The sequence below is a fragment of the Clostridium sp. SY8519 genome, assembly GCF_000270305.1.
GTDB lineage: Bacteria > Bacillota > Clostridia > Lachnospirales > Lachnospiraceae > SY8519.
Window position 1 is genome coordinate 2,233,030 of the sequence record NC_015737.1, and the last position, 25,088, is coordinate 2,258,117.

Consider the following 25,088-nt stretch of genomic DNA (forward strand, 5'->3'; position numbering starts at 1 on the left):
GGCTGAAAGACAGGGGATGCGTCACGAAAAACCTGTCAGCCTAAGAAATTTTACTATCAGTAACAGACAAATCATCAACATAAGACCGGGGGAGGATTTTATTGTTTGCAAAATGGTTTCGCCTATCGTTACTCTTATTTGTCATCTGGTTTTTGCTGTCCGGACGGACGGAAGCCAGGTTTCTGATCACGGGGGCTGTCTGCGCGGCGGTTATCGCATTCTGCTGCGTGCCTATGCTCCATACGGTCTATCGGGGAAAACGGTATTATCTGCTGGATATCGACCTGCTTCGTTTTCTTCCGTATTTTTTCTGGTTATACAAAGAAATATTTTTTTCATCCCTGGATGTCATGGGGACGGTCCTTGCGCCGAAGAAACGGATCCATTCCCAGCTGATCCGGTTTCACTGTGATCTGGAAGCGCCGGGAGCCGTGGTTTTGTTTATCAATTCCATTATTCTGACACCCGGTACCGTGACGATCGATGTTACGGATGAAAATGATTTTATTGTCAACGCGCTGACCGATCATGCGGCGGAGGGACTTCTGAGCGGTGTCATGCAGCAGAAAATTGCCCGGGTCTTTCATGAGGATCTGAAGCAAAACCGCATGAAATACAGGGAAACAGGGGGACAGGCTGATGTTTGAACGAGTGATATTTCTTATTTTTTCCATTGGATTTCTGATTCTGATTGCCATGATGCTGGTCCGTGTGTTCCGCGGGCCGGGGATTTATGACCGGCTCAACGGAATCTTCGTAATCGGGACAGATATTATTATTCTTCTGCTTCTGGTGGGATTCGCGGACGGCCGTCTGGATATGTATGTGGATATCGCGCTGTCTTACGCGATTCTCGGATTTGTCAGCACGATTGTAGTTGCCCGGTTTATCGGCAGAAAGGATAAGGAAAAATGATCAGGGATATTATCACGGTACTTCTGTTTTCTTCCGGATTTCTGTGCACGCTGCTTTCTGCTGTGGGCGTGCTGCGGTTTCCTACATTTCTGCAGAGACTCCATGCTTCCGGCGTGGGGGAAACCATGGGTATTACCCTGTTTGCCGCAGGATTCATCGTACATGCGGGAGCAACGCAGGTGTCTGTCAAGATCGTGCTGATTGTGCTGGCCATGCTGCTGGTGAATCCGGTGGGCACGCATCTGATCGGCAAGGCGGAACTCCACAGCGGGCTGCTGGATCATGTAAAGATCCGGGATGAGGAACTGCAGATCCCGGATGCGCAGGAGCAGCCGCCGGAGAAGAAAGGGGGACACTGATGCAGATTTTATCAGCGGAAGCGCTGCTGCTTCTGTTTCTTATCGCGATTACACTGGTGATTATTTTTGTGAAAGATATGCTGGCAGTTATGGTGATTTACTGTGCCTTCAGTTTCTGCGCCATGGTGCTGTATATTTTTTCCGGGGCGCCGGATGTGGCCTTTACAGAGGCGGTGATCGGTGTGATTTCGACGCTGTATTTTGTCATATCCCTTAAGACCACAGACCGTATGGCCCATCCCTTCCGGCGTTCGGAGAAGGGCGTGATACTCCTGGGAACCATTGTCCTGATTACGGTGACCGTCCTGTTCGCCCTTCTGGTGCATCAGCTGCCGGTGATCGGAGATCCGGACTCGCCGCCGAATACACATATTTCCGATTTTTATATCGGCAATGCCTATGCCTACACGCACGCGCCGAATCTGGTGACCGCAGTGCTGGCGGATTTCCGCGGATTTGACACCATGTGGGAGACCACCGTGATGTTTTTGGCCGGGATGTCTGTATTTGCCATCCTGTCCAACCGGGAGGAAGGGCAGTGGAGCGCGGCCATCTATACAAAAGACGAACGTTTTGACGGGATAGAGATCCGGATGATTATGGCGATGATTATTCCGGTGATCATGGTATTTGCCGTCTATGTACTGATGCACGGGGAGATAAGCCTTGGCGGCGGATTTCAGGCCGGGGCGCTGCTGGCCATGGCGTATATTCTGTTCTGCACCTTTGGAAACCCGGCCCGCTACCATCTGAAATTTACCCCCCATGTCACCATTGCCTTGGCAGCTGCAGGCGTGCTGATCTACGGGACAGCGGGGATTCTTCCCATGTTTTTCGGCGGGAAATTCCTGGAATACGCCCGGCTGCCGTTTGGCGGAAAGACAGCGGCACAGCTTCACGCCACAGGGATTCTCATTATTGAGATCGGGGTGACACTGGCGGTGATGGCCACGATTATTACAATCCTTAACGCAATTCTGATCCGGAACGAGCTGACCCAGCGTATGCTGCGCCGGAAGAAAAAGACAGGGAGGAAAGAGCATGGAAGCGTTTAATACATTTCTGGCCGCACAGGGAATCTATATTCTGACATTGGTTCTGTTTTTCCTGGGAATCTTCGGGATGGCTGCCTGCGGCAACTATCTGAAAAAACTGGTGTGCATGAACATTATGCAGGTGGCTGTGATTTTTTTCTTCCTCTGTATGGGACAGAAGAAAGGGGGGACCATCCCGGTCTTGAGCAGCCGTTATGCGGGAATCCATCACTATATCAATCCGATTCCCCATACCCTGATGCTGACTGCGATTGTGGTCAGCCTTGGAACCACAGGCGTGGGCCTGGCGCTTTTGATGCGCATCAAGGAAAAGTATTATTCCATTGAAGAAGAGGAAATCCGAAAGAGGAAAGAATCATGAGCGAACATTTACCGATACTGATTATTCTCTGCCCTTTCCTGGCGGCTCTGACGGCTCCGCTAACGGCGTTTGCCGGCCGTCAGGCTCCGAAGATCCTGACAGCAGCCATAAACGGGGCCGGACTTCTGCTAGCCTGTATTTCACTGGCCTTCGTGGCGCGGAAGGGACCGGTTTCTTACGAAATGGGCAACTGGGCGGCGCCCTACGGGATCGAATTTTATCTGGATTCCATTAATTCGGTGCTCCTGGTGATGATTTTTCTCATGGGGCTGTTCAGTATTCTTTTCAGCATCCCGTTTCTGCAGCAGAAAAACCGAAGAAAAAGTTTTGTATATTGTTCCGTGCTGTCGCTGCTGATCTGCGGCCTGGCGGGGATGACAGCGACGGGAGATGTGTTTAATTTTTATGTCTTTCTGGAAATCACTTCGCTGGCAGGCTATACGCTGATTGCCATGGGCGGAGACCAGGGAACCCTGTCGGCGTTCCGCTATCTGATGATCGGCACCATCGGCGCCTCTTTTTATCTGCTGGGAGTGGCTTTCCTGTACGGGGAGACCGGCAGCCTGAATATGGCGGATATCGCCTACCGGCTGCTGCCGTCAGAGACTTCCGGAACGACTCTGATCGCCATGAGTTTCTTTGTGATCGGTTTTGGAATCAAGATGGCTCTGTTTCCGCTGCACGGGTGGCAGCCGGCGGCCTATACCAATGCCCATCCGGGCGCGGCGCCGCTGATTGCCGGTGTGATGGGAAAGATCCCGGCGTATGGGATGATCCGATTCTTTTTCTTCCTGTTCGCGGGCAATTCCGCATATGTCAGACGCTTTCTGCTGCTGGTGGGACTGATGTCCTGTGCGGGCATGCTGTACGGTTCCCTGAAAGCCATGCGGCAGACGGATTTCAGACGGCTGCTGGCATACTCAAGCATTGCCCAGATCGGCTATGTGGGGATGGGCATTGCCATTGCCGGGCATTACGGACTGATCGGGGCGGTGCTCCATATTCTGGGACATTCCGCCATGAAATCCTGCCTGTTTTTCTGCGCCGGAGGAATCCGCTACCGCTATGGTGAGGTGCAGATGCTCAGGTTCGGCCAGCTGTACCGGACCATGCCGCTGACATCGGCAGCGATTGTGGTCGCGGGGCTCTCTATGGTGGGCGTGCCGCCCCTGACCGGTTTTTTCAGTAAATGGTATCTGGCGTATGGAGCGGCAAAAGAGGGAATTTACCTCTATGTCGTGGTACTGGTCATCAGCAGCCTTCTGAACGCGGTCTATTTCTTCCGCCTGTTCGAACGGCTGTTTATGGATCGGGAAGCGGAGGACCGGAGCCTGCAGGCGCCGCGGCAGGGCAAAGCAGAACTTCCGGTTCTGATGCTGCTGCCGATTCTGGCCTGCGCGCTGCTGATTATCCTGCTTGGAATCTGCAACACAGCAGTGGTGGACCTGCTGAATTCCGCAATATGGGGGGTGAGTTCATGACAGAAATAATCTGCAGTATCCGGCCGCTGGCAGCTGTGCTGGTTTCCGCCGCCGCGGCGCTTCTGATACTTCTGACCGGCAGCCGGGTCCGGCCGAATGTGCGGGAAGGGATTACATTTGCCGCGGCAGGCATCAAGTTTCTGCTGGTGTATTCCATGGTGCCTGCGGTGCTGGAAGGAAAAATCATTGTGCTGCGCGTGATGCGTCTCACGGACCGGGTGGACTTGATGTTCCGGGTGGATCCCGCCGGCATGATTTTTGCCTGCATCGCCTCCTTTCTATGGATTCTGACTTCTGTCTATTCCATCGGATATATGCGGGGACACGGGGAAAAGCACCAGACCGGATATTACGCGGCCTTTGCCATGTGCCTGTGCGGAACAATGGGCATATGCTTTGCGGGAAATCTTCTGACCTTTTTCCTGTTTTTTGAAGTGCTTACCATTGCCACCTATCCTCTGGTGGTGCATCACAGGGATGGAAAGAGCCGGGCTTCCGGCCGGAAATATCTGTTTTACACACTGACCAGCGGGCAGCTGCTGTTTGCCGGGATTGTCTATGTATATTTTCGCTGCGGCACCATGGATTTTCAAGCCGGCGGCTTCCTGACGCCCCATGTCAGCGGGAGCACGGCGGCCATCCTGTTTTTCCTGATGATCGGGGCAGGAGCGGTCAAGGCCGGAGTCATGCCGCTGCACAGCTGGCTTCCGGCAGCCATGGTGGCCCCTACCCCTGTCAGCGCGCTGCTGCATGCGGTGGCGGTGGTCAATGCCGGCGCCTTTGCCCTGCTGCGTGTGGTCTGCTATACCTTCGGACCGGAACTGAGCAGACAGTGCGGGGGATCCACGGTGATGGTCTGGCTGGCAGCCGGGACGATTATTCTCTCTTCCCTGATTGCGCTGCAGAAGACGAATCTGAAGGCCAGGCTGGCATATTCTACCGTGGGGCAGCTGTCCTATCTGGTGCTGGGGATCTGCCTGCTTTCTCCCTACAGTGTTCAGGGCGCCCTGTATCACATGGTGGCCCATTCCTTCCTGAAAATCACGCTGTTTATGTGTGCCGGCGCCATTATGGTTACGACCCACAAGACAGATATCCGTGAGATGTGGGGGATTGGCCGGCGGATGCCATATACGATGGCGGCGTTTCTTACAGCTTCTCTGGGCATTGCCGGACTGCCGTTCCTGCCGGCGTTTCTGAGCAAAGCCAATCTGATTTTAGGAGCTGCGAAAGAGGGAAAACCGGTGCTCATTGCAGTGCTGGCAGCCAGCGCGCTGCTGTCTCTGACGTATCTGGTTCCGGTGGGATATCTGGCTTTTTCTTTCCGCAGGACAGAACCGGAGTTTGCGTCCGGTCCGGTGCGGATCCCCATGGGAAAACGCGGCAGGGGAGTGTTCTTTGCGGATGCTTCCCCCTGCCTTTTGGCACCGCTTCTGATTACGGTGGGGATTTCCTTCGCGCTGGGAATAGCTCCGGACTTCGGGCCGCGTATGATGCAGATGGCCCGGATGGCTGCCGGAAGCATTTTTAGCTGAAGGGACCGCTTCACTGCACGAAGAATGGAGGAGTGTATGGTTTTTATTCAATCGATCGGAATCGGATTTCTAAGCAGCGCCGCCCTGATTTTCCTTTCTAAGGGGCTCATGAACCGTCTGCTTCACCGGGAACAGAACATTTACGAACAGCGGACAGAGGGGGATCAGACTGATGTATAAGATTCATCCGGGATTTCTTTTGATCATCTGCGGCCTGCTGACGCTGATTCTTCCGAAAAAAGCAGGGAAATACGCGGGGCTGGCGGGATCTCTGCTGTCCCTTGCGGCCTGCGTCGGCCTGGAGACAGGGGACAGCTGGACTGTGGCAGTTACGGAACGGATCACCTGTGTTTTCCTGCGGGTGGATGCGCTGAGCCGTGTATTTGCGCTGGTTTTCGCGGTTGTCTCGGTGCTGGCGGCCCTGTATGCCATGAATGAGAAAACCAGGGGAGAACGGGCAGCCCTTCTGATCTATGCCGGAGGCGGTCTGTCAGCCGTGCTGGCCGGAGACCTGATTGGGTTTGTGTGTTTCTGGGAACTGATGGCGGCGGCTTCGGCGGCGGTGGTATGGCTGGGCGACGGAGCGGATAAAGTGCGGTCTTCCTTCCGGTATCTGGTGATGCATCTGTTCGGCGGAAATCTGGTATTAATCGGCGCGATGCTGCTGTGGGCCCGGGGCATTACACAGGTAGAAGGCATTCGGCCTGACGCGGGAGCCGCGTTCTGGGTACTCCTGGCGGGGGTCGCGGTAAATGCGGCGATGCCGCCCTTTCATACCTGGCTGCCGGATTCCTATCCGGAATGTACGCCGGAAGGCATGCTTTATCTGGGATCGTTTACCACAAAAGTCGCGATTTACGCGATGATCCGCTTTTTCGGCGGAACGCACTGGCTGGCGCTGTTCGGAGCGCTGACCGCTGTTTTTGCCGCCTGCATGGCACTGATGGAAAATGATCTGCGCAGGCTGCTGTCCTACCATATTATCAGTCAGCTGGGCATGATGGTGGCAGGACTTGCCACCGGCCTGGAAGCCGGGCTGGACGGAGCGGCGCTGCATGCCGCTTTCAATATTCTGTACAAAGGTGTGCTGATCATGGGAATCGGCAATCTGTACTATGCTACCGGGGGTCTGCGGAAAATTACTGATCTGGCCGGGATGGGAAAAAAGCTTCCCTTTACCTTCGGCTGCTTTCTGACTGCGTCCTTAGCGATTGCCGGTTTCCCGTTTCTGAATGGATTTGCCAGCAAGGCGCTGATTATGGAAGCCCTGAAGGCCAGCCATATGGAGGCGGCCGGGCTGCTGGTGACCGCAGCAGGCGTCGGGACCTGGCTGTCTGTGACCATGAAGATCAACTGGTTTGTATTTCTCCGGAAGCCGAAGCCGGGGATGGCAATTGCCGGGCGTACCCTCCGGCCTGTGCCGGCCCATCGAACCGCTGCCATGGGAGCGGGCACGGCGCTGTGCGTGATTACCGGAATCTTTCCGCAGCTCTGCTACGGGCTGTTTGGCCTTCCGGTGGGACACCTGTTTTCCGCGGCGCATATTCTGGAATACCTGGGACTGTTCCTGGGCGCTTCCATACCTTTTGTGCTGCTGATCCGCAGAATGGAACCCCATGAAGGAATGACGGTGGATCTGGATGTGATCTGGAGAAAGGGGCTGACACCGGCCCTCTGGAATCTTTCCAGGGGAGTGACCTGGCTGTTTGCCCGGGCGGCGGACCTGTACGACGGCGCAGTGGCACTGTTTGAAAAATTCACCGGTACGGGGGTGCGCAGCCGGGTGATCGGCGGTGTTGAGCTGGACGAGGAAGAAGACCGGCAGCCCCTGGGGCATCAGATTCAGGTGATTGCTGTCCTGTGTATCCTCGCAGTGGTGTTCCTGATTTTCCTGGAGGCGGTGTGAGCCGCTGCAAAGGGAGGAAATTGTTTTTTCATGGGATAGCTGATAAAATGAATGTAAAATGTATCATCAAACATTCCAGGGAAGGGTACCATGAAGAGAAGAAGAAAAAAGATAACCGCCGGAATTGCGGCAGCAGCAGCTGTCGCTTTGGTGTCCATCGTTTCGGGCGGGGAAACTGCCCATGCGAAAACACATCGTCCTGCCAGGGTCCGGGTCACTTATGCAAAATCACAGAAAGCCGGAAGAGTGACGGTAAAGTGGAAAAAGGTAAAGGGCGCTTCGAAATACAACATTCGGTATGCCTATAACAAAAAATTCAAACAGGCAGGGAGCAGGACGGTACCGGCCGGAAAAACAAAAATTACGCTGAAGGCGAAAAGCGGAAAAACCATCTACCTGCGTGTCCGGGCAATGAAAAAGAATACTGCGGGAAAATACAGTCAGACAGTCAGGGTAAAAGTGAAAAAGAGCGCCTCGGCTCCGACGCTGAAAAAGGACGGTCTGTATCATACGCCGGCTTTGAAATACGGATACCGTGTGTATACGGGAATTACGCCGAAATTGTATTCCGGTTATGATACTGCCATCTACATAAAAACAAACAGTCCGGATGATACATTTCAGATTGATTTTTATGATAAAAACGGAAAAAAACTGACGGTCAGCAGTTCCGTGGGTTCCTATTCAGATGTAAATCGAGGCTCTTTGGAGGAGCCATACTGGACGGGATCCTATCACAAGGTCTCCGGAGGGTACCTTGCAGTTCAGACATTGTACGACACAGGGAAAAACGGAAAAAAAGTTTATCCCACAGGTCCGGTCACGGTGAAAATCAAAGAAATGATTAAAAACAAAGACGGCAGCCGGAATTATTACAATTACACAAAAGAGATGAAAGTGGGAACGATCCGGCTGGAAGATACGGCTGCACTGAAAAAGGCGTGGCTTAAGAACATTCTTAAGAAGAGCGGAGCCGACCAGAAAACAAACGGTGCGGATAAAATGGAAGTGATCTGTGATTATCTGAAATCACATGTAAAATATTCCAGGTGTTTTAAAAATAAGGATCGAAACGGCGCAATCAATTACATTTATACAATTGGGGATCGGACGACACCATCATTCGTTCAGATGTCGTACAATTCTTATACTTCTCCCTATGAACTGGAGTATATCGGCAGTCAGATCGGATATCCGGTGAGAAGCATGTATGGAGATTACCAAAATGGAACGCCTGACTGGTATAGGTACCATTATTATGCAGTCCACGAGTCAGACGGGAAGATGTTTGAGTTTTGCCCGTATTCGGACAGCGGTTTGATTTCCGATAAGGAACTGACGGAAAAAGAAGCACTGCATCTGATACCGCAGATCAATGTCAAAAAACTGAAACCGGTATAAGGCGTATCGTTGTGACAGCCTTTCACTGCCTGCTGTCTTATCAGCAGTGCCCGGGCATCGCTTACCTAATTCGTTTCGAATGTATACTTACGCCGTCCCCGTCGCAGGCTGTCTCTTGCGATTGCATCTCAGATGGTGTATGATCTAAAATGATATGCTTTGAAAGGAGAAGCGTGCTTATGTCAGAAAAGATTCGCATAGCGGTGGACGCCATGGGAGGTGACAATGCTCCGGGAGAGATTGTCAGGGGAGCCATTCAGGCACTGAAACAGAACCGGGATATTACGGTGATTCTGGTGGGACGCCGGCAGGCACTGGACGGAGAACTGGCGAAATATACCTGCGACAGATCCCGTCTGGAGACGGTTTATGCCGAGGAAGTAATAGAAACTGCGGAACCTCCGGTAAAGGCGATTCGCCGGAAGAAGGATTCCTCCCTGGTTGTCTGCATGCGGCTGGTGCATGACGGACAGGCAGACGCCATGGTATCCGCGGGAAGCAGCGGAGCGATTCTGGCAGGCGGCCAGTTTATCGTCGGAAGAATCAAAGGAATTGAGCGGGCGCCCTTTGCGCCTATGCTTCCCACGGAAAAGGGAGGAACCTTGCTGGTGGACTGCGGCGCCAACGTGGACGCGCGGCCCGGACACCTGGTGCAGTGGGCGCAGATGGGGACGATTTATATGCGTGACATCGCCGGCATCCCGAAACCGACTGTGGGAATCCTGAATATCGGCGCGGAAGATGACAAGGGAAACAAGCTGGTGAAGGAGACCTTTCCGCTGCTGCAGGCCTGCGAGGATATTCATTTCATCGGAAGCGTGGAGGCCCGTGACGTACCGTACGGAGCGGTGGATATCGTCGTGTGTGACGCGTTTGCGGGAAATATCCTGCTTAAGATGTATGAAGGTGTGGCATCCCTGCTGATGAAAAAACTGAAAGAAAGCATTATGTCTTCTGTTCGGTCTAAAATCGGAGGCGCATTGATTAAGCCGGCGCTGAAAAATACGCTGAAGACATTTGACGTTTCCGCTTACGGCGGCGCACCGATGCTCGGACTGCGGGGGCTGGTAGTGAAAAGTCACGGAAATGCCTCCGCCAAGGAGATTTCCGTGGCCATCGGACAGTGTGTGGAATTCCAGGCACAGCGCATCGGCGAAAAGATAGAAGAAACCATTGCCAGAAAAAACCGGGAGGATTCGGATGGAGTATGAGATCGTGCGGCGGGTGGTCGCGGAAGTGCTCCAGATCGGCGAAGAGGAGATCCGGCCGGAATCCCTGCTGACGGATGATCTGGGGGCGGATTCCATGGATCTGCTTCGGATTATGCTTCGTCTGGAGGAAGAGTTCAAGACGGAGATTACTTACCGGGAAACCCTTTCCATGGAGACGGTCCGTGATGTGGCGGACCAGCTGGGAAGACATAAATAAGAGTATTTTAAGAACCGGAGAAAGACTGTTCCTGATACAGGGGCGACAGTCTTTTTCTGACGTATATCGGAAGACTGCTTTGGCGCGGGATCGGACCGGAAGCCTGCCGTCAGGCGAAAACAGGAAGAACAGGCAACAGAATGAAACAGTTAGAGGAATTACAGGAAAAAATCAACTACAGATTCCAGCAGGAGGGGCTGCTGCGTCAGGCGCTGACCCACAGTTCCTATGCCAACGAAAAACACATGAAAAAGCGTTCGGATAATGAACGGCTGGAATTTCTGGGAGACGCGGTGCTGGAACTGGTCAGCAGCGACTGGCTTTACAGCAGATACACAGATGTGCCGGAAGGAGAACTGACCAAAAAACGGGCAAGTATTGTATGCGAACCGTCTCTTGCCTTCCTGAGCAGAAAGATCGATCTGGGCAGATATCTGTTCCTGGGAAAAGGAGAAGATCTGACCGGCGGACGCAGACGGCCCTCTGTTCTGTCAGATGCCTTCGAGGCGGTGATCGGGGCGATCTATCTGGACGGGGGATTTTCGGCGGCCCGGCAGTTTGTGGAGAATTATGTCATGGCGCATATGGAGCATATGCAGCTGTTTACAGACAGCAAAACCATCCTGCAGGAGATCGTCCAGGCAGGGACCATGGAGCAGCTGACTTATGAACTGCTCAGCTCCAGCGGGCCGGACCACAACAAGACCTACGACGTGGAAGTGCGGATTGACGGCAGGGCATACGGCCGGGGAGAAGCTCACAGTAAAAAAGCAGCAGAGCAGGAAGCGGCCTACCAGGCTATTCTGAAACTGCGCAACCGGGAGACACAGTAGATGTTTTTAAAATCCATAGAAATTCACGGATTTAAATCCTTTGCCCAGAAGACCAGATTTGAATTCCACAATGGAATCACGGCCATTGTCGGCCCGAATGGCAGCGGCAAGAGCAACGTGGCGGACGCGGTGCGCTGGGTGCTGGGAGAACAGAAGGTCCGTCAGCTGCGCAGTTCCAGCATGCAGGATGTGATTTTTTCCGGGACGGAAAACAGAAAACCCCAAAGCTATGCCTATGTGGCGCTGACACTGGACAATTCCGACCGCAGGCTGGCAGTGGATTATGAAGAAGTGACCGTAGCCAGAAGGGTTTACCGTTCCGGGGAAAGCGAATATCTTTTAAATGGCTCCGCCTGCCGTCTGCGGGATGTGCAGGAGCTGTTCTATGACACCGGAATCGGCAAGGAGGGCTACTCCATTATCGGGCAGGGACAGATCGATCAGATCCTGTCCGGCCGCCCGGAGGAACGGCGCGCCCTGTTTGATGAGGCCGCAGGTATTGTGAAATACAAGCGCCGCAGAAGTATGACATGGAAAAAGCTGGAGCAGGAAGCTTCCAATCTGACCCGTGTCAATGATATTCTGGCGGAGCTGGAACATCAGGTAGAGCCCATGCGGAAACAGTCGGAAAACGCAAGAGTCTACCTGAAGAAAAAAGAACAGTTAAAGACCTGCGAGGTGAACCTGTTCCTCCTGGAGGCAGAACGGCTGAAACAGGCGGAAAAGGACCTTGGCGGCAAGGCGGCGGATGCCGTCAGCCAGAAGGAGGAAGCCCAGGCAGAGCATCAGCGTACCATCGAACATTACAACCATTCCTCCCGGGAAATCAGCGGTCTGGAGGAACAGCTGGAAGCGCTGCGGCGCCGGCAGTCAGAAGCAGAACTGCAGGGCCAGAAGGCAGAAAGCGAAATCCGCATTCGGAAGGAACAGATTCACACCATCGAGACAAATGCGGCGCATTTTGACAACAGAAAGCAGGAGCTGGAAGAGCAGATCGCGGAGCGCAGCCGGGTTCGGATCAGTTATGAACAGGAAAAAACGGAACTGCAGAAAAAACAGCAGGAAATTTTTTCCGGAAAACAGGAGACCGTCAGCCGGCAGAATCAGCTAAAACAGGAAATTGCTGCCTGTGAAGAAGCAATAACAGAGGGAAACCGCCGGATCCTGGGCCTGATCAATGCCCGGACCGATATGAAAACAAAGCGGCAGCGGTTTCTTACGATGAAGGAACAGGCAGAAATCCGCAAAGCCGCGCTGCACGCAGAGCTGCTGCATGAACAGACGGATACCACTGATGTCAGGGACAGACGGCAGGCAGCAGAACAGCAGGAACAGGAGACGGCCCGGCAGATCAGAAAACAGCAGGAAAAACAGGAAGAAATCGGCCGGAGACGCAGAGAAACGCAGAAAGAACTGGAACAGACCCGCCAGCGTATGGACGCTCTGCAGCAGGAGTTCCACAAGGTTTCTTCCAGACGGGATTCCCTGAAAAATATCGCGGAGCGCTACGACGGGTATGGAAACAGCATCCGCCGTGTCATGGAACAGAAGAACCGGGACAACCGGATCCGCGGCGTCATCGCGGATCTGATTTCCGTGGACCGGAACTACGAGACAGCCATTGAGACCGCCCTGGGCGGAAGCATTCAGAATATCGTCACAGAGGATGAAGCCACGGCCAAACGAATGATTGCCTATCTGAAGAAAAATCATTACGGCCGGGCTACGTTTCTTCCCATGACCAGCGTAAAGGCCCCGGCCCGGGTGCCGGCCAGAGAAGCGCTGCAGGAGGAAGGAGCCATCGGGCTGGCGGATACCCTGGTACGGACTGAGGACTGCTACCGGGGAATTCTGGGGCATCTTCTGGGCAGGACACTGGTGGCGGATACGATTGATCACGCCCTGGCAATTGCTAGAAAATATCATTATTCCCTGCGGATCGTAACACTGGGAGGAGAGTCCCTGTCTCCGGGCGGCGCGATGACCGGAGGCGCCTTCCGAAACAACAGCAATCTTCTGGGCAGAAACCGTGAAATTGAAGAACTGAACCGAAGGATTGAGGAAATCCGGCAGGAAGGCAGCAAACTGCGCAGACAGATGGAGGAAATGAAGGCATCTGACGGCTTGCGGAAAAAGGAAGAAAGCGAGCTGGCAGTCAGACTGCAGGAAGCCTACTTAAAGCAGAATACTCTGCGTCTTCAGATCAGCCAGATGCAGGAAGAGCAGAAAAAGAAGGAGGATGTGTTCGAACAGATCGGACGCCAGATCCGTGAGCTGAACCGGCAGATTGAAGAATTCCAGGGAGAAGACACGGAGGCGGCCGGGCGTCTGCAGGAATCGGAAAAACAGGAGGCAGAAATCCGGGAACAGGTCCGGGCCGGACAAAAAGAACTGGAGAAAAAACAAGAACAGCAGGCAACCCTGGAGGAAGCGCTGGCATCCGCCGCGCTGGAGGAAGCGGCCTGCGCGCAGAAAATAGAATTTACCGGCGAAAATATTCAGCGTCTGTATACAGAATTAAAGCAGCTGGCAGATGATATGGAACAGCTGCAGCAGACTGCCGGCAATTCCGACGGGCGGATTGCAGAACACCAGGCAAGGATTCGGGCTTACGAGGAGGAGATTCAGAGCTGTCAGGAGACCATCCGGCAGTGTAAAGAAGAGCTGGAAGCTGCGTCTGCCCGAAAAGAAGAACTGTCCAGGGACTACCAGGACGCCGTACAGAAACGGGAAGACCTGACCAATGAAATCAATCGGATGGATAAAGAGATCCTGCGCCTTCAGGTCCGGCGGGAGAAATGCGAAGAACTGCTGAAATCCCAGACAGATTACATGTGGGAAGCCTACGAACTGACCTATCACGCGGCCCTGGAACTGAAAGAGACACAAGCGCGTGACGGACACACACTGAAGCAGGAGATCCGGCGGATCCGGGAGGAAATCCGTGCCCTCGGGCCGGTAAATGTCAACGCGATTGATGAATACCGGGAACTGGCAAAACGCTATGAATTCCTGAACACTCAGCGCAATGACATCCGTGACGCGAAGGAGGCCCTGGAACAGATCATTGAAGAACTCAACGATGGCATGCGCCGTCAGTTCCGGGAAAAATTCGCGGAAATACAGAAACAGTTCAACGAAGTCTTCCGGGAACTGTTCGGCGGAGGAAAAGGCACGCTGGAACTGGAAGAGGAAGAGGACGTGCTGGAGAGCGGAATCCGCATTATCGCACAGCCGCCGGGCAAAAAACTGGTAAACATGATGCAGATGTCCGGCGGGGAGAAGGCGCTGACTGCCATTTCCCTGCTGTTTGCCATTCAGAACCTGAAGCCGTCGCCGTTCTGTCTGCTGGACGAGATCGAGGCGGCGCTGGACGACGCCAATGTGGACCGCTACGCGCGCTATCTGCATAAACTGACGGCACACACCCAGTTTATCGTCATTACCCATCGGCGCGGAACCATGAACGCCGCCGACCGGCTGTATGGAATCACCATGCAGGAAAAAGGCGTTTCCGTTCTGGTATCCGTTGATCTGATCGAAAACAAGTTAGATACCTGACTGACAAGGAGGCATCATGGGATTTTTTAAAGAGCGAAGAGAACGAAGAGAGAAAGAAAAAAAAGAAAAAGAGCTGCTGAAGCACATGGCAGAGGAGACGGCAGTGGAAGAACTGGAGGATTCCTCTGACGCGGAAGGATGTGAACCGGAAGAAGACAGCGAGGAAGCGGTCTTTGAGGAAGAGGAAACTGCAGAAGAAGATACGGAGGACATTGACGAAACCGCAAAAGAGGACGTGGGAATCGAAAAAACTGCAGAAAATACGGAAATCGAAGAAACTGCGGAGGACACGGACGCAACTGCGGGAAAAAACGAGGAGGCCGAGGATACTGCAGTGGCCGGAGAAACCGCGGAAGAAACTGCGGAAACCAACGAAACCGCGGCAGAAAACGCAGAAACCAACGAATCTGCGGAAGAGACCGCAGAAGCCGAAGAAACCGCGGAAAAACCCGCTGCATCAAACGGAATTTCCGAAGATTCGGAAGAAAAAACCGAAGAACCGGATCCGACGGCGGAAGACGCCGGGGAATCGGGAGACGTTTCCGGAGAGGAAAGTTCAGAACCGGCAGCGGAGGCTTCGGAAGAACAGGAGAAAAAGGGATTTTTCCGCCGCCTGTTCCAGGGCTTAAGCAAAACCAGGAATAATTTCGGATTCGGCAGTCTGTTCCGCGGATTTTCCAAGATTGACGACGAATTTTACGAAGAGCTGGAAGAAGTGTTGGTAATGGGGGATATCGGGGTAAGAGCCACCGAATCCATTATCGAAAACCTGCAGGAAAAAGTGAAGGAAAATCACATCAAAGAACCGGCAGAATGCCGGAAATATCTGATTGAAAGCATCAAGGAGCAGATGGCGGTGGGAGAGACGGCCTACCGGTTTGAACAGGAAACCTCCGTCCTTCTGGTCATCGGCGTAAACGGGGTGGGCAAAACCACCACCATCGGCAAACTTGCCGGAAAAATGAAGGCACAGCACAAAAAAGTGGTGCTGGCAGCAGCGGACACCTTCCGGGCGGCAGCAGGCGAACAGCTGGGCGAATGGGCCAGACGGGCCGGCGTGGATATGATCGGCGGCCAGGAAGGGGCAGACCCAGGATCTGTGCTGTTTGATGCCATCGCAGCGGCCAAATCCAGACATGCGGATATCCTGATCTGTGATACCGCCGGACGGCTGCAGAACAAAAAGAATCTGATGGAAGAATTAAAGAAACTGAACCGTATCATTGACCGGGAATATCCGGAAGCTTACCGGGAGACCCTGGTGGTCCTGGATGCTACCACTGGGCAGAACGCCCTGTCACAGGCCCGGCAGTTTAATGAAGTGGCAGATATTACAGGAATTGTCCTGACCAAAATGGACGGAACGGCGAAAGGCGGAATTGCAGTGGCCATTCAGTCCGAACTGGGCATCCCTGTAAAATACATCGGAGTGGGGGAGACCATCGATGATCTGCAGAAATTTGACTCGGATCGGTTTGTAGAGGCACTGTTTGATCAGGAAGAAGAGGAGTAACTATATGCTGACACTGGACAAGTTTGAAGAAGCGGCAAATATCGTAAATCAGGTAACCGGGGATACCCACCTGATTTACAGCAAATTTCTGTCAGAGCAGACCGGAAATCAGGTCTATCTGAAACCGGAAAACATGCAGGTCACCGGCGCGTATAAAATCCGCGGCGCTTACTATAAGATCAGCACCCTTTCCGCGGAAGAGCGAAACAAAGGACTGATTACCGCGTCCGCGGGCAATCATGCCCAAGGCGTTGCCTATGCCGCGCAGAAATACGGGGTAAAGGCAGTCATCGTTATGCCAAAGACCACACCCTTAATCAAAGTCAACCGCACCAAAAGCTACGGCGCAGAAGTGATTCTGTACGGAGATGTCTATGACGAAGCCTGCGACCATGCCCTGAAACTGGCAGAGGAAAAAGGCTATACCTTTATCCATCCCTTTGACGATCTGGCCGTGGCGACCGGCCAGGGAACCGTGGCCATGGAGATCTTCAAGGATCAGCCGCTGATTGAATACATTCTGGTTCCCATCGGCGGCGGCGGACTGGCCACCGGCGTATCCACACTGGCCAAACTGCTGAATCCGAAAATCAAAATCATCGGTGTGGAGCCTGCCGGCGCCAACTGTGCCCAGGTGTCCATCCGCAACGGAAAGGTCACGACCCTTCCTTCGATTAATACCATTGCGGACGGAACCGCGGTAAAGACACCTGGCGAGCATGTCTTCCCCTATCTGAAGAAGAATCTGGATGACATTATTACCGTGGAAGACAGCGACCTGGTGGGCGCATTCCTGGATATGGTGGAAAACCACAAAATGATCGTGGAAAATTCGGGACTGTTATCGGTGGCAGCCCTGAAACAGCTGAACGTAAAAGACAAACGGATCGCCTGTGTGCTCAGCGGCGGAAATATGGATGTGATCACCATGTCCTCCGTGGTCCAGCAGGGGCTGATCCTCCGGGACAGAATTTTTACAGTTTCGGTTCTGCTTCCGGACAAACCGGGCGAACTTTCCCGAGTATCCGGCGTGATCGCGGATCTTCAGGGCAATGTGATCCGTCTGGAACACAACCAGTTCGTATCCACCAACCGGAACAATGCCGTGGAACTGCGGATTACACTGGAGGCCTTCGGGACCGAGCACAAAAAGCAGATCATTGCAGGCATGGAAAAAGAGGGGTACCGCCCGAAAGAAGTACAGGCGGTCCTGTAACCGGCGTGACAGCAGCATATACGGGTATTCGAAAAAATACAGGAAGGTGTCAAGAGAAAATACTTGACACCTTTTTTGAATTGTGATACTCTGGGCAAGGTGATTTGAAATGGAGAAAATCGGACGACAGGCGCTCTATTATGATTTTTACGGAGAGCTGCTTACCGACCACCAGAAACAGGTATATGAAGATGCCGTATTTAACGATCTTTCTCTGAGTGAGATCTCGGAGGAACTGGGCATCAGCCGGCAGGGCGTCCATGATCTGCTCAGACGCTGTGACCGTCTGTTAAGCGGCTATGAAGAAAAGCTGCACCTGGTGGAGCGTTTTATCAAAACCAGAGAGGATGTACAGAAGATCCGCCGGATTGCGGAACAGTGCAGCGCGTCGACTCTGGAGGAATCCATGCGTCAGATCACGGAGATATCAGACAGAATCATCGACGAACTGTAACCGGATACTGCATCAGGACAACACAGCTGACAGGAGACAGGCAGATGGCATTTGACAGCTTATCGGAAAAACTTCAGAACGTGTTCAGAAACCTGCGCAGCAAGGGACGTCTGACAGAAGCGGATGTAAAGTCCGCGTTAAAAGAAGTTAAGATGGCTCTGCTGGAGGCAGACGTTAATTTCCGTGTGGTGAAAAACTTCATCAAAACCGTACAGGAACGGGCGATCGGCGAAGATGTCATGAACGGGCTGAATCCCGGACAGATGGTCATCAAGATCGTAAATGAAGAAATGGTCACACTTATGGGATCCGAGACGACAGAGATTGCGCTGCGTCCGGGAAAATCCGTTACTGTGATCATGATGGCCGGCCTGCAGGGCGCAGGTAAGACCACCACAGCCGCCAAACTGGCGGGCAAGTTCAAGCTCAAAGGCAAGAATCCGCTGCTTGTGGCCTGCGATGTCTACCGTCCCGCGGCGATCCGCCAGCTCCAGATCAATGGGGAGAAACAGGGCGTGGAAGTATTTTCCATGGGAGAAAAGCAGAACCCTGTGGATATTGCCCGGGCAGCCATCGAACATGCGGAAAAGAATGACAACCGGGTGGTGATCCTGGATACAGCCGGACGTCTTCATATTGATGAAGACATGATGGACGAGCTAATTGCCATCAAGAACAGTGTGGACGTGGCACAGACCATTCTGGTTGTAGACGCCATGACCGGTCAGGATGCGGTAAATGTAGCCGGAACCTTTGACGAAAAGATCGGTATCGACGGAGTCATCCTCACTAAGCTGGATGGCGATACCCGCGGCGGCGCCGCGCTGTCCATCCGTGCCGTTACCGGCAAGCCGATTCTGTATGTAGGTATGGGCGAGAAGCTCTCCGATCTGGAACAGTTTTATCCGGACCGGATGGCATCCAGAATCCTTGGTATGGGAGATGTGCTGACCCTGATCGAAAAGGCGGAACAGGAAGTAGATCAGGAAAAGGCGCAGGATATGGCCCGCCGGATCCAGAAAGCGGAATTTACCTACGACGACTATCTGGAATCCATGGGACAGATGAAGCGGCTCGGCGGTCTGACCAGTGTGCTGAGCATGATGCCCGGCATGAACAGCAGTCAGATCCGGCAGATCGAAGATGCCATGGATGATAAGAAAATGGCCCGCATCGAAGGAATTATCCACTCCATGACCGCGGAAGAACGCGCGAATCCGGCGCTGATGAATCCCGGCAGAAAACGGAGAATTGCCGCAGGCGCCGGCGTGGATATCGCAGAGGTGAACCGTCTGGTCAAGCAGTTTGACCAGGCCAGAAAAATGATGAAGACCATGCCCGGCATGCTGAAAGGCAAGGGGCGCAAGGGAGGAAGATTCGGAGGTCTCAAGCTTCCGTTTTAACCATAGAGGGTGCGTAAGCATCCGGCGGCACCAGGCCGCAGTATTCAATTCGTAAGATCAGATACCTTATCAGTACAAAGCAAGGAGGTGAAACACATGGCAGTAAAGATGAGATTAAAAAGAATGGGTAAGAAGAAAGCTCCTTTCTACAGAATCGTTGTTGCAGATTCAAGAAGCCCGAGAGATGGCAGATTCATCGAAGAGATCGGTTACTTTGATCCGACCAAGGATCCTTCCGTAATCAGTCTGGATGAAGAAGCAGCCAGAAAATGGATCTCTAACGGCGCACAGCCTACCGCAACTGTTGAGAAAATTTTAAAATCAGCAGGCATCGAGAGATAGGAGTTGAGGGGTGAAACGTAATGAAAGAACTCATTGAAGTAATTGCAAAATCACTTGTCGACAATCCTGATGAAGTTACTGTTAGCACGAAGGAAAAGGAACGGGTCACCGTTTACGAACTTCATGTGGCGTCATCTGATATGGGAAAGGTGATCGGTAAACAGGGACGCATCGCAAAAGCGATTCGGGCTGTTGTCAAAGCCGCTGCTTCCGGAGATGACAAGAAAGTCATTGTGGAAATCGTCTAATAGCGGCTGTTTGAATTTGTAGAAGAAGCTGGACATGGGGAACCGTGCCCAGCCTTTTTACTTAAAACAGAGTTTCGGACAGCTGAAACGCATGTCCGTTACGGATACACACGAAAGGAGATCGTATGACAGATCTGTTTCAGGTAGGAATCATTACCAATACCCATGGGATTGCCGGGGAAGTGAAAGTGTTTCCTACCACAGATGATCCCAAACGATTTAAAAAACTGAAAGAAGTAATCCTGGAACCGGAGAAGGAAAACAAAATTCTGCATATTACCGGCGTGAAGTTCGTGAAAAATCTTGTGGTCCTGAAGTTTCGGGAGTTTGCCTCCATCAATGATGTGCAGAGGCTGCGGGAGAAGAAACTTTACGTGACCAGGGAAAACGCGGTCAAACTGAAGAAAAATGAATACTTCATCGCGGATCTTATCGGACTGAAGGTTCAGTCGACAGACGGCAGGGATCTTGGGACTTTGACAGATGTCATTACCACAGGCGCCAATGATGTCTATGTGCTGCAGGGGGACGGCAGGGAACTCCTTGTGCCGGCCATCCGGGAATGTATCCGGGCAGTGGATCTGGAGGCAGGGACCATGACCGTCTATCTTCTGCCGGGACTGGAAGATCTGTAGCAGAAGGAGGATTCCATGATATTTCATGTACTGACGCTGTTTCCGGAAATGATTGAAAACGGCCTGAACACCAGTATTATCGGCCGGGCGGCCGGACGGGGACTGCTGTCTGTGGACGCGGTGGATATCCGGACTTTCAGCACAGACAGGCACAAAAAAGTCGATGACTATCCCTACGGCGGCGGCGCCGGCATGGTGATGCAGGCGCAGCCCATCTATGACGCGTGGAAACATGTCACTGCAGGCGGCAGCAGGCAGATGCGCTGTATCTATCTGACTCCCCAGGGCAGGATCTTTGATCAGAATCTGGCGAAAGAGTGGGCCGGGGAAGAAGAACTGATCTTCCTTTGCGGGCATTATGAGGGCGTGGATGAACGCGTGCTGGAAACCATCGTAACGGATTATGTGTCCGCCGGAGACTATGTGCTGACCGGCGGAGAACTGCCGGCCATGATGATGATTGACGCCACTGCCCGGATGATTCCCGGTGTGTTAAGCAATGCCGCATCCGGTGTCAGTGAGTCTCTGGAGGACGGACTGCTGGAATATCCCCAGTACAGCCGGCCGGAAGTCTGGGAGGGCAGACAGGTGCCGGAAGTGCTTTTGTCCGGCGATCACCGGAAAGTAGAAGCCTGGCGCCGGCAGCAGGCGGTTCTGCGTACCTGGAAGTGGCGGCCGGACATTATCCGGGACGCGGATCTGACACCGGCGGATGTCCGTCAGATATTAGCCTATGAAGCACAGCAGACAGAACATAGAAAATAGTTGCAATCCATAGTAATATATGGTAGAATTTTTAACTGCGAGTAGCGAGAAGAAAAGAAGAGATGGTCCGCTGTTACAGACAGAAGCGCATCCGCTGGTCTGGTAATAAGAACATCCGAATAAACAGGAGGTCTCATTATGAACGCACAGGAAATTATTAAAGGCATCGAAGATGCACAGATCAGAGATGATATCGCGGAATTTCACGTAGGTGATACCGTCAGAGTACACGCAAAGATCAAAGAGGGCAACCGTGAGAGAATCCAGGTCTTTGAAGGCACTGTTCTGAAACGTCAGGGCGGCGGCAGCCGGGAGACATTTACCGTACGTAAGTTCTCCAATGGTGTCGGCGTGGAGAAAACCTGGCCGGTAAACTCTCCTTCTGTAGCACAGATCGAAGTAGTTCGTTACGGTAAAGTAAGAAGAGCGAAACTGAACTATCTGCGTGATCGTGTCGGCAAAGCAACCAAGGTAAAAGAAAAGGTAGTAAACCGTTAATTTCATATCTGGTGCAGAAAAACTGCCGCCGGCAAATGGCTGAAGAGCTGTTTGCCGGCGGCAGTTTTTATTTTTCCGGTGATTCAGGACGGTGTGAGGGATTGCCGATAAAGGCAAGGCGGAAGATGGAAGAACTCAGGCTGCCCCGTCCGGAACAGCAACCGCGCCGCGTTCGCAGCGGTTGCCCCAGGAATCAATGAGTTCCCCGTCGCGGTAGACGCAGATGATTTCGCAGTGGTTCGGGCAGTTCTGGCAGATGACTTCCCGGGTGGAAAATTCCATATCTGCCACATCAAAGGAAAACGGACGCTCAATGCCGCAGCCCAGAGCCAGAATGGCGGCGCCGTAGCATCCCATCAGGTGGCCGTTTTCATCTACGATGATTTCTTCGCCCAGCGAATCCGCGAAAGCCTTGACCACGCCTTCGTTTTTGCTGACACCGCCCTGAAAGACGATGGGCGGGAGAATCTTTTTCCCTTTGCCGATGTTGTTCAGGTAATTGTTGGCTACTGCGTTGCAAAGGCCTGCAATAATGTCCTGTTTTTTGTGTCCCATCTGAATTTTGTGGACAAGATCTGATTCCGCGAATACCGTACAGCGGGCGGCGATGGGCGTGGGATTGGTGCTTCCCAGGGCGATTTTGCCGAAGTCTTCCACTTCGACACCCAGACGGCGGGCCTGGCTGCTTAAAAAGGAGCCGGTACCGGCAGCGCACAGGGTGTTCATGGCATAATCGACAGCAACACCGTTTTCTACGCAGATAATTTTGGAGTCCTGTCCTCCGATCTCTAAAATAGTGCGGACATCCGGGTGCAGCGTAGTGGTGCCGACCGCATGGGCGGTGATTTCGTTTTTGACGATGGCGGCATTGCACATGGCTCCTACCAGCTTGCGGGCACTGCCTGTGGTACCCGCGGCCACCACCTGATACGTATCTTTATCAAACTGTTCTTCCAGCGCGTGAATGACCCGTTTGGCGGCGCCCAGCGGATTGCCTTCGGTCCAGAGATAGATGCTGGCCAGAATGTCTTTGTTTTCGTCTATAATGACTCCCTTGGTAGAAATGGAGCCGATATCAATTCCAAGATATGCTTTTTTCAATTGTGATTTACCTCTTTTCCTTTCGCATTGCGATCATGTCGTAGAAGGCCTCCAGCCGGGTTTCGATTCCGGTATCGCTGGTCTGGGTATCGTAGCTCATATACAGAATCGGAATTTTATAATCGGCGCTGATGTTGTGCAGGATCGGGATTACGTCCATTTCCGGCATACAGCCGAAACTTTTGACGTGCACCAGGCCGTCGAATCCCTGGCGGGCGTAATGGTCAGCCAGCGCAATGGTGGAAATTCCGGAAGCGCCGGTGTCATAGCGCACATATTTGCTGACGGTTTTTTTCTGGGATTCTACCCAGAGAGAAGATGGGAAGTGGTGCAGATCGTAGCGCATCCAGTCCAGTATCTTGCGGGAGGTTTTTTCATCCGGACAGACGGCGACACTGTTGGACAGGTTCATCCAGCGATGGACTTCCGCTCCCATTTTTGCCAGTTTTTTCTCGATTTCATGATTGGAATAAGGGTCCATGATCGTGAAATATTCGCCGATGACGCCGATGCGTACCGGGTCCTTCGGCTTGTGCCGCGGCAGGCGCCGCATGGTATTCATGGTGCGGCGGAAGACTTCGTGGACTTCTGACAGGGAGTCTGCCTGAGCCATCCGGTGCAGAAAAATTTTGTGGGCTTTTTCAAAGGAACCGTCCCGGTCCTCGAATCCCATGTTGCGCCGCATGTAGTCCTCCACCCGGTCAATGGCCCGGATCATCTGAAAGGTGGCCGGGATGGCCTGCAGCATCCGGGGATAAGAGGCATCCGGAGAAAAGGCTTTGACTGCTTTCAGCAGGCCGGGGATATTCCGGTGACGCTGAAGGGTCAGATTCATGATCCGGAAATCATAGCCCAGATCTTTCAGGATTTTTTCATGCAGCTCGCCATAATAGCCCAGCCGGCAGGTGCCGCCGGTCTGGATCAGTACATTGGCGCCTTTTTCCAGCGCTTCGATATAGCAGCCCATCATGCATTTGAAGGGCGCGCAAACATAGTCCGGACTGTATTTGGCGCCCAGTTCAATGGTTCGTTTGGTCATGGCAGGCGGTGCCAGATAGCGGCTGCCCAGTCCGTGACGGACAAAATATCCGATGGCCAGGTCATAGTTGCCCAGCTGGGGATAACAGAGTACGGGTGTGGTGTTTTTCATCTAAAACTGTACCTTCTTTCGGAATCGTATAATATCGATAAAACTTTCCAGCCGGGTTTCGATGCCCGCATTTCCGCTCTGGGCATCCAGCAGGAGATTCAGGATCGGTTTGTCCTTGATCTGACGGATGATCATTTCGTTGACCATTGAGTCGGGACCGCAGGGAAATGCTGTCATCAGGACGATGCCGTCCACCTGATCGTGGAAGTGCGCGATGGCGCCCAGCTGCTCGCGGTTGGTCACCCAGGGCACATGACGGGCAATGGAAGCTGCCTTGCTGCGGGCGAGTTTCGGATCCATGGCATCCGTGCAGATCGGGATCGCATCCAGACGCTTTACGCCTCGGATCACCGGCAGGCCGATATATTCATCGTATAAATTGTACGCATGTCCGGAAATCAGCACCTTGATGCCGTCTTTTTCCAGCAGTTCGGCAGTTTCTGCGGATTTCTTCCGGATTACAGAAGCCTGGGCGTGAATGGCTTTGCGGTAGGCGCGCTCGGCCTCCGCGCGGGTGGCGCCCAGTTCTTCGCCCAGAGAGATATACGCATCGGCAGGGGAGTGCTTCTGCTGGACGTCCACATTCAGCGTGAGAAAGTCCAGGTCGTGTCCGCGGAAAATGCTGGCGGACATATCATACAGGGCTTCAAATCTGGAACACATGACGGAGCCGCTGCCCAGACTGGCGATACGGGGGACAAAGACTGCGTCGCAATGCCCTTCCAGCGCAGCGATGTGACCGAAGAATAATTTGCTGGAGATGCAGTTCTCATCAATGGTGTAGTGAGAGCCTGCATCCATGATCTCCTTGTTGGTCTGCGGGCTGATCACAGTCTCAAAGCCCATGCTTTCAAAGAATACCTTCCACAGCGTGCCGTAGCGATAGTAGAGCAGCGCTCTCGGAATTCCGATTTTCATATTGTACCAT

26 protein-coding genes are annotated in these 25,088 nt (G+C 53.1%); 23 read left to right on the forward strand and 3 right to left on the reverse strand.

Annotated elements, in window-relative coordinates; translation table 11 throughout:
* Window positions 1–101 precede the first annotated feature (101 nt).
* From CXIVA_RS13535 to rplS, 23 genes are all read left to right on the forward strand, one after another.
* On the forward strand, window positions 102–647 hold the full coding sequence (locus tag CXIVA_RS13535; RefSeq protein ID WP_013977989.1) for a Na+/H+ antiporter subunit E: 546 nt from the start codon (window positions 102–104) through the stop codon (window positions 645–647).
* The gene (locus CXIVA_RS10405; RefSeq protein ID WP_013977990.1) at window positions 640–915 is read left to right on the forward strand and encodes a monovalent cation/H+ antiporter complex subunit F; all 276 of its coding nucleotides are present in this window, start codon (window positions 640–642) and stop codon (window positions 913–915) included. The genes CXIVA_RS13535 and CXIVA_RS10405 overlap by 8 nt, the downstream gene beginning before the upstream one ends.
* Complete coding sequence (mnhG, locus tag CXIVA_RS10410; protein ID WP_013977991.1) at window positions 912–1,274, forward strand: monovalent cation/H(+) antiporter subunit G; 363 nt, start codon at window positions 912–914, stop codon at window positions 1,272–1,274. The genes CXIVA_RS10405 and mnhG overlap by 4 nt, the downstream gene beginning before the upstream one ends.
* Window positions 1,274–2,329, forward strand: coding sequence for a hydrogen gas-evolving membrane-bound hydrogenase subunit E (gene mbhE / locus CXIVA_RS10415; protein WP_013977992.1), 1,056 nt, complete (start codon window positions 1,274–1,276; stop codon window positions 2,327–2,329). Before mnhG ends, mbhE begins: the two co-directional genes overlap by 1 nt.
* Window positions 2,316–2,690, forward strand: coding sequence for a cation:proton antiporter subunit C (locus tag CXIVA_RS10420; protein WP_013977993.1), 375 nt, complete (start codon window positions 2,316–2,318; stop codon window positions 2,688–2,690). The genes mbhE and CXIVA_RS10420 overlap by 14 nt, the downstream gene beginning before the upstream one ends.
* Window positions 2,687–4,171, forward strand: a complete 1,485-nt coding sequence (locus CXIVA_RS10425) for a monovalent cation/H+ antiporter subunit D family protein (RefSeq protein ID WP_013977994.1) — start codon at window positions 2,687–2,689, stop codon at window positions 4,169–4,171. Before CXIVA_RS10420 ends, CXIVA_RS10425 begins: the two co-directional genes overlap by 4 nt.
* Entirely contained in the window at window positions 4,168–5,706 is a 1,539-nt protein-coding gene (locus CXIVA_RS10430; protein ID WP_013977995.1) for a proton-conducting transporter membrane subunit, read from the forward strand. The genes CXIVA_RS10425 and CXIVA_RS10430 overlap by 4 nt, the downstream gene beginning before the upstream one ends.
* 36 nt (window positions 5,707–5,742) lie before the next feature.
* Window positions 5,743–5,886, forward strand: a complete 144-nt coding sequence (locus CXIVA_RS14135; RefSeq protein ID WP_013977996.1) for a hypothetical protein — start codon at window positions 5,743–5,745, stop codon at window positions 5,884–5,886.
* Window positions 5,879–7,612: a proton-conducting transporter membrane subunit gene (locus CXIVA_RS10435; protein ID WP_013977997.1), complete on the forward strand. Its 1,734-nt coding sequence runs from the start codon at window positions 5,879–5,881 to the stop codon at window positions 7,610–7,612. Before CXIVA_RS14135 ends, CXIVA_RS10435 begins: the two co-directional genes overlap by 8 nt.
* A gap of 90 nt (window positions 7,613–7,702) precedes the next feature.
* Window positions 7,703–9,013: a hypothetical protein gene (locus tag CXIVA_RS10440; RefSeq protein ID WP_013977998.1), complete on the forward strand. Its 1,311-nt coding sequence runs from the start codon at window positions 7,703–7,705 to the stop codon at window positions 9,011–9,013.
* Window positions 9,014–9,192: 179 nt separating this feature from the next.
* Window positions 9,193–10,224: a phosphate acyltransferase PlsX gene (gene plsX / locus CXIVA_RS10445; protein WP_013977999.1), complete on the forward strand. Its 1,032-nt coding sequence runs from the start codon at window positions 9,193–9,195 to the stop codon at window positions 10,222–10,224.
* Window positions 10,214–10,441 (forward strand): acyl carrier protein, encoded by a 228-nt coding sequence (locus CXIVA_RS10450; protein WP_013978000.1) that lies wholly within the window; start codon window positions 10,214–10,216, stop codon window positions 10,439–10,441. Before plsX ends, CXIVA_RS10450 begins: the two co-directional genes overlap by 11 nt.
* 140 nt (window positions 10,442–10,581) lie before the next feature.
* Complete coding sequence (rnc, locus tag CXIVA_RS10455) at window positions 10,582–11,274, forward strand: ribonuclease III (protein ID WP_013978001.1); 693 nt, start codon at window positions 10,582–10,584, stop codon at window positions 11,272–11,274.
* Complete coding sequence (smc, locus tag CXIVA_RS10460) at window positions 11,275–14,835, forward strand: chromosome segregation protein SMC (protein WP_013978002.1); 3,561 nt, start codon at window positions 11,275–11,277, stop codon at window positions 14,833–14,835. It begins immediately after the preceding gene.
* 613 nt (window positions 14,836–15,448) lie between these two features.
* Window positions 15,449–16,348, forward strand: a complete 900-nt coding sequence (ftsY, locus tag CXIVA_RS13930) for a signal recognition particle-docking protein FtsY (protein WP_041729016.1) — start codon at window positions 15,449–15,451, stop codon at window positions 16,346–16,348.
* 4 nt (window positions 16,349–16,352) lie between these two features.
* A complete protein-coding gene (gene ilvA, locus CXIVA_RS10470; RefSeq protein ID WP_013978004.1) occupies window positions 16,353–17,564 on the forward strand; it encodes a threonine ammonia-lyase in 1,212 nt (403 codons plus the stop codon).
* Between the two features lie 109 nt (window positions 17,565–17,673).
* Window positions 17,674–18,018 carry a YlxM family DNA-binding protein gene (gene ylxM, locus CXIVA_RS10475; protein WP_013978005.1) on the forward strand — a complete coding sequence of 115 codons (345 nt, stop codon included), beginning with the start codon at window positions 17,674–17,676 and terminating at the stop codon, window positions 18,016–18,018.
* A 44-nt stretch (window positions 18,019–18,062) separates the two neighbouring features.
* Window positions 18,063–19,421, forward strand: a complete 1,359-nt coding sequence (ffh, locus tag CXIVA_RS10480; RefSeq protein WP_013978006.1) for a signal recognition particle protein — start codon at window positions 18,063–18,065, stop codon at window positions 19,419–19,421.
* Between the two features lie 96 nt (window positions 19,422–19,517).
* The gene (gene rpsP, locus CXIVA_RS10485) at window positions 19,518–19,763 is read left to right on the forward strand and encodes a 30S ribosomal protein S16 (RefSeq protein WP_013978007.1); all 246 of its coding nucleotides are present in this window, start codon (window positions 19,518–19,520) and stop codon (window positions 19,761–19,763) included.
* 20 nt (window positions 19,764–19,783) lie between these two features.
* The gene (locus CXIVA_RS10490) at window positions 19,784–20,011 is read left to right on the forward strand and encodes a KH domain-containing protein (protein ID WP_013978008.1); all 228 of its coding nucleotides are present in this window, start codon (window positions 19,784–19,786) and stop codon (window positions 20,009–20,011) included.
* A gap of 125 nt (window positions 20,012–20,136) precedes the next feature.
* Entirely contained in the window at window positions 20,137–20,646 is a 510-nt protein-coding gene (rimM, locus tag CXIVA_RS10495) for a ribosome maturation factor RimM (protein WP_013978009.1), read from the forward strand.
* A 15-nt stretch (window positions 20,647–20,661) separates the two neighbouring features.
* On the forward strand, window positions 20,662–21,411 hold the full coding sequence (gene trmD / locus CXIVA_RS10500) for a tRNA (guanosine(37)-N1)-methyltransferase TrmD (RefSeq protein WP_013978010.1): 750 nt from the start codon (window positions 20,662–20,664) through the stop codon (window positions 21,409–21,411).
* Window positions 21,412–21,549: 138 nt separating this feature from the next.
* Window positions 21,550–21,909, forward strand: coding sequence for a 50S ribosomal protein L19 (rplS, locus tag CXIVA_RS10505; protein WP_013978011.1), 360 nt, complete (start codon window positions 21,550–21,552; stop codon window positions 21,907–21,909).
* A 135-nt stretch (window positions 21,910–22,044) separates the two neighbouring features.
* On the opposite strand, the gene CXIVA_RS10510 is transcribed toward rplS, so the two are convergent.
* Genes CXIVA_RS10510 through CXIVA_RS10520 form a run of 3 tightly spaced genes read right to left on the reverse strand, consistent with a single transcriptional unit; the run spans window position 22,045 to window position 25,078 of the window.
* The gene (locus CXIVA_RS10510) at window positions 22,045–23,010 is read right to left on the reverse strand and encodes an acyl-CoA dehydratase activase (RefSeq protein ID WP_013978012.1); all 966 of its coding nucleotides are present in this window, start codon (window positions 23,008–23,010) and stop codon (window positions 22,045–22,047) included.
* A gap of 7 nt (window positions 23,011–23,017) precedes the next feature.
* On the reverse strand, window positions 23,018–24,160 hold the full coding sequence (locus tag CXIVA_RS10515; RefSeq protein WP_013978013.1) for a hypothetical protein: 1,143 nt from the start codon (window positions 24,158–24,160) through the stop codon (window positions 23,018–23,020).
* Window positions 24,161–25,078 (reverse strand): acyl-CoA dehydratase activase-related protein, encoded by a 918-nt coding sequence (locus CXIVA_RS10520; protein ID WP_013978014.1) that lies wholly within the window; start codon window positions 25,076–25,078, stop codon window positions 24,161–24,163.
* Window positions 25,079–25,088 lie beyond the last annotated feature (10 nt).